This window comes from Nostoc sp. (assembly GCF_036919595.1).
Classification (GTDB): domain Bacteria; phylum Cyanobacteriota; class Cyanobacteriia; order Cyanobacteriales; family Nostocaceae; genus Nostoc.
In genome coordinates this window covers 1-4,923 of the sequence record NZ_JBALCO010000136.1, presented here as the reverse complement: position 1 = coordinate 4,923, position 4,923 = coordinate 1, and the positions used below count along the sequence as shown (strand labels likewise).

Annotated in this window: 5 protein-coding genes; all 5 read left to right on the top strand. The window is 42.2% G+C overall.

The window, feature by feature from the left end:
- The first annotated feature begins 95 nt into the window (after positions 1–95).
- The 5 genes from V7K21_RS20535 (at position 96) to V7K21_RS20515 (ending at position 4,725) form a co-directional block, all read left to right on the top strand.
- Positions 96–848 (top strand): alpha/beta fold hydrolase, encoded by a 753-nt coding sequence (locus V7K21_RS20535; protein ID WP_335177092.1) that lies wholly within the window; start codon positions 96–98, stop codon positions 846–848.
- Between the two features lie 277 nt (positions 849–1,125).
- Positions 1,126–1,248, top strand: a complete 123-nt coding sequence (locus V7K21_RS20530) for a hypothetical protein (RefSeq protein WP_335177091.1) — start codon at positions 1,126–1,128, stop codon at positions 1,246–1,248.
- A 231-nt stretch (positions 1,249–1,479) separates the two neighbouring features.
- Positions 1,480–2,499, top strand: coding sequence for a FecCD family ABC transporter permease (locus V7K21_RS20525; RefSeq protein ID WP_335177090.1), 1,020 nt, complete (start codon positions 1,480–1,482; stop codon positions 2,497–2,499).
- The gene (locus V7K21_RS20520) at positions 2,496–3,536 is read left to right on the top strand and encodes a FecCD family ABC transporter permease (protein WP_335177089.1); all 1,041 of its coding nucleotides are present in this window, start codon (positions 2,496–2,498) and stop codon (positions 3,534–3,536) included. The genes V7K21_RS20525 and V7K21_RS20520 overlap by 4 nt, the downstream gene beginning before the upstream one ends.
- Positions 3,537–3,933: 397 nt before the next feature.
- On the top strand, positions 3,934–4,725 hold the full coding sequence (locus V7K21_RS20515) for an ABC transporter ATP-binding protein (RefSeq protein WP_335177088.1): 792 nt from the start codon (positions 3,934–3,936) through the stop codon (positions 4,723–4,725).
- Positions 4,726–4,923 lie beyond the last annotated feature (198 nt).

The window sequence follows — 4,923 nt, the reverse complement described above, 5'->3', positions numbered from 1 at the left end:
TGGTCTTAATCTCCTCGAAGTTATTACTGATGCTTTAGAAGGTAATGTCTCTGTTTTCCTTTCCTCTATTACTACTAGCTAGGCAGTTACTATTTATGTCTGATGATATCGATGTTGTTTGGATCAGTTCTAGTCATGTATTGCAGCGTTTTGATCAACCATTACTACAATACTTATCGCAGTATATGAATATGGATCAGTGGGAATATCATCACCAGAAAGATGAAGGTAGTTCCATAGATGAAGCTGTAGATTTGATGTATGAATTCTTAGCACACTATTCTCATCCTATACATTTAGCAGGTCATGGTGCGGGTGGTGCGATCGCTTTAACTTTTGCTCGTCGCTATCCCCAAAAAGTGCGATCGTTGGTCTTATTGGCTGTAGCTTCTCAACCTGCTAGTACTTGGCATATCCACTATTATCTCCAAAGAAAATTCTTTACTATGAGTCGTGAGCAAGTTTTAGCAAGCTGTGTTCGTCATCTATTTGGTGAGCAACCTCATAATACTACTAAAAAGCTAATGGCTATATTATCCAGAGATTTAGAACAATCCCCTCTTTTACACTCTCTTTTCAAGTTAATCGAGTTACCTGAAGGCGGGGTTAATATGCCCATAATGGTATGCGGTAGTAAAAACGATCCTATTGTTAATTCACTCGCCTTAAAAGGCTGGTTAAAAGAGTTTAAGTCGGAAGATAATCTGTGGGAATGCCCCAAAGGTTATCATTTTTTTCACTACTTTTATCCTCAACAAGTCTGCGAACAAATGTTGAGCTTCTGGCGACCAGATCATCTACAATCAATGCTGACATCTCAACTAATTTCTCAAAATTTGACAAATTAACAAGTATTCTTTAAAGACGTATATATACCCCAGATTCCTCTTGTACAACCAAGACGCAAACGGCAGGGGGATTTGGACAGCGCGTTCGGTGTACCCAGTTATGTAGGTAGTGATGCAGTCGTGTACTACCAAAAAGGTCACCTTAGCCTCGCACTCAACTTTAAGAATCTATTCGATATTCAGTACTTCACCCCTCGAACTATCCAACTTGTTTATCCTGAAGATCCATTTACAGTGCAGGGGACAGTGAGTTGGAAGTTTTGAGCAAAGAAGCTTTATGGCAAAGGAAGTTAGCCAAGATGCGATCGCACTTAGCCGCAGTCGCTCTGCTACAACTTCTATCTTTTTCACTTTGTCAATATGCTTAAAATCTCTAAATCCCCTTGTCAATAGTATTTGAGACGCGTTTACCCTATCTAACATCACCTATATCTTCTTTTTTGCACCCACTGGAAGAAACCAGGGGTAAACAAATAGAGTGTGCAAAAGCGTAACCTCATTTCTTTTAGCTTGATCGCACGAGTCTTTAGTCATTCATGAGAGAATAAGATAACCTTACTTTTGTCAACTAATAATTATACTTAAAATTTCGGAAAAGCAGAGAAGCGAAGTTAACTCTTGTCACGAATCCATGAACACAAATATTTCTCGTCCGCAAAAATACTACATTCGCATATTGAGCTTAGGCATAGGTATCTTAGTAGTATTGTTGGGTATTTTCGCTAGCATTTCTTATGGTGCTGCTGACATTCAAATTGCCAAAATACTGACTGCATTTACTAATTATGATAACTCCACTGAACACATAATTATTCGCTCGATGCGCCTACCGCGTACATTGATTGCAAGTATGGTCGGTGCTAGTTTAGCTATAGCTGGGGCGTTAATGCAAGGACTCACCCAAAATCCCCTAGCCGCACCAGGAATCTTGGGGATCAATGCAGGTGCAGCCTTAGCAGTGGTGACAGTGGTTTTTGGTTTAGGTACATCTTCAGCACCTTTAATTACCCTTGTAGCATTTATCGGAGCCTTAATAGCAGCGATCGCAGTTTATTCCCTCGGTTCACTTGGACATGGAGGCTCAACACCATTGAATCTGACTATTGCAGGTGCAGTTATAACTGCCTTGCTATCTTCAATTACCACAGGCGGACTGATTTTAAGCTCACGCACTCTTGAAGAAGTCCGCTTCTGGTTAGCAGGTTCTCTAGCAGGACGAGACTTCAATCTATTCCTGACTGTGCTGCCTTGGATGATAGTAGGGCTGTTAACAGCTTTTGCCTTGAGTAGACAAATCAATGTTCTCAGTTTAGGAGAATCGGTAGCTACAGGCTTAGGTCAGGAAACACGTTGGATTAAGTTGGCAACAGCATCAAGCGTTGTTATATTAGCCGGGAGTGCTGTAGCACTAGCAGGGCCTATCGGCTTTGTCGGTCTGGTAGTTCCCCATCTGGCGCGGGGAGTAATGGGTGTTGATTATCGTTGGGTATTGCCTTGTACAGCCGTGTTTGGTGCAGGTTTACTAATATGGGCAGACCTAGCAGCCCGTTGGTTAATTAGACCCCAAGAATTGCCTGTTGGCGTAATGACAGCACTGTTAGGAGCGCCCTTTTTGTTGTATTTAGTGCGTTGGCGGGTGAAAAGAGGATGATAACAATTCAAAATTTAAAATTTAAAATTCAAAATTCAATACTTAATAACCAGCCTGTAACTAGAGCATTGTTACTACTGCTATTACTCACACTCGTAGTCTTGAGAATGAGTCTTAGTTTAGGAGATTATCCTGTGCCGCCAGTAGACATAGTGAAAGCTATTGTTGGTTTACCAACTCAAGACTCAGAATCCCCTTTTGTTGTTGTCACTTTGCGTTTACCGAGAGTGCTAATCTCTTGGTTGGTAGGAGTGGGGTTAGCAATTGCGGGTGCAATTTTACAAGGATTGACACGTAATCCTTTAGCTGACCCTGGCATTGTCGGAGTCAATGCAGGTGCAGCCTTAGCAGCTGTTACCTTAATTGTATTATTCCCGGCTGTACCGACTATGTATTTACCCTTTGCTGCCTTCGGTGGTGCTTTTGTTGTAGCGTGTTTGATCTACTTGCTAGCTGGGACAGGAGAAAAATCACCTCTGCGATTGGTTTTAGTGGGAGTAGCATTAGCAGCAATTATGGGAGCTTTCACTACATTGATGCTAACTTTTGGTCAAATTAATGATGTTACTAGAGCATTGGTCTGGTTAGCGGGTAGTGTCGCTGGTAAAAGTTGGGAGCAAGTCTGGCAATTACTACCTTGGCTAGTTATCTTCGTTCCCTTGGCTTTACTGCTGGCACGGGAACTGGATACTCTGCAACTAGGTGATGCTGTAGCTAAAGGACTCGGTAACCGGGTCACATGGCAAAGGAGCAAATTATTGTTAGTAAGTGTAGCACTGGCTGGGTCAAGTGTGGCGATCGCTGGCACAATTGGCTTTGTTGGATTAATGGCTCCCCATTTAGCACGTAGACTTGTTGGGTCAATACATCAAAATTTATTGCCAGTTGCTGCTTTAATCGGGGGATTATTGGTAACAGCAGCAGATTTTGTGGGTAGGACTTTATTTTCTCCGACAGAATTGCCATGTGGTTTGCTAACTGCTGCCTTAGGAGCGCCTTATTTTATCTATTTACTGTATCAAAGACGGCAAAGATGAGTAGGAAAGGAGAATTTAATGTCAGAGTATCTTTACCAAGCGCAGGACTAAGCACCCAATATTATTGGTAATATCATCGTAATACGATTTAAATATCTATCCAAAAAGGCGATTACTAACTTTAAAGAATGATCCATAAAATGCTCTGCTCGGGGATTTTGACTAGCTTGAAAAATTGGATTTTAGTCATTCCCCTGCCAACAACTATTAGTTTGATTCAAAAGCGATGGCTTTGCCAACGCCTGCCTCAGCATGCCCGTTCGCGTAGCGTCTCCTTTAGGAGAAGGGCTGTAGGGCGAACGCAACGCCGACACTACGCGGCGATGCCATCTGCTAGCAGAAGCCGCTTTGCAGCTACGCACTTTCAGACCACTTATGCTTCCAATCAGAAAGTCTTATGGACAACACAGTCCTTGAAACCCAACATCTGAGCCTAGCTTACGATGGTAAATCCATCATATCTGGTCTTAACCTGTTAATTCCCACAGGACAAATTACTGTTCTAGTTGGCCCTAATGGTTGTGGTAAATCTACTCTATTACGAGGTTTAGCCAGATTACTCAAACCCCATACTGGTGGTGTATATCTCAATGGTGCTGATATTTTTCGACAATCAACAACTAAGGTTGCACAACAACTCGGTATTCTTCCTCAAGGGCCAGTTGCACCAGAAGGAATGACTGTGCGAGATTTGGTAGCACAAGGTCGTTATCCATATCAAAAAAGTTGGCTGCAATCTTGGACACCTGAAGATGAACGTCAAGTCCACAAAGCACTAACAACTACAGACCTCAACGAATTAGCCCATAGATCTGTAGACACTCTCTCTGGTGGACAGAAGCAACGTGCTTGGATAGCCATGACTTTAGCGCAAGATACGCAGATATTACTATTAGATGAGGCGACAACTTTCTTAGACTTAGCTCATCAAGTGGAAGTACTGGACTTGCTGTGGGATTTGAATCAACTTGAGGGGCGGACAATTGTCATGGTGTTGCATGACCTGAATCAGGCGTGTCGTTATGCTCATCAGTTAGTAGCTTTACGTGATGGCGCTGTTATGGCTCATGGAACTCCAGCAGACGTCATGACAGAAGAAATGGTGCAGGAGGTGTTTGGATTAGCTTGTCGAATTGTACCAGACCCAGTAGTAGGAACACCTTTGTGTTTACCTCTAAAAAAGAAATGATGGCAGAGCAGAGTTTTGAGGTAGAACATACACAATATATCAATGGGTGCAGGAGTTGAAAAAACAGACATTTTTCTAAAGATTTTTTATCTTTTGTAAGTTTTTGGTAACTGCCTAGCTAGTAGTAATAGAGGAAAGGAAAACAGAGACATTACCTTCTAAAGCATCAGTAATAACTTCGAGGAGATTAAGACCATG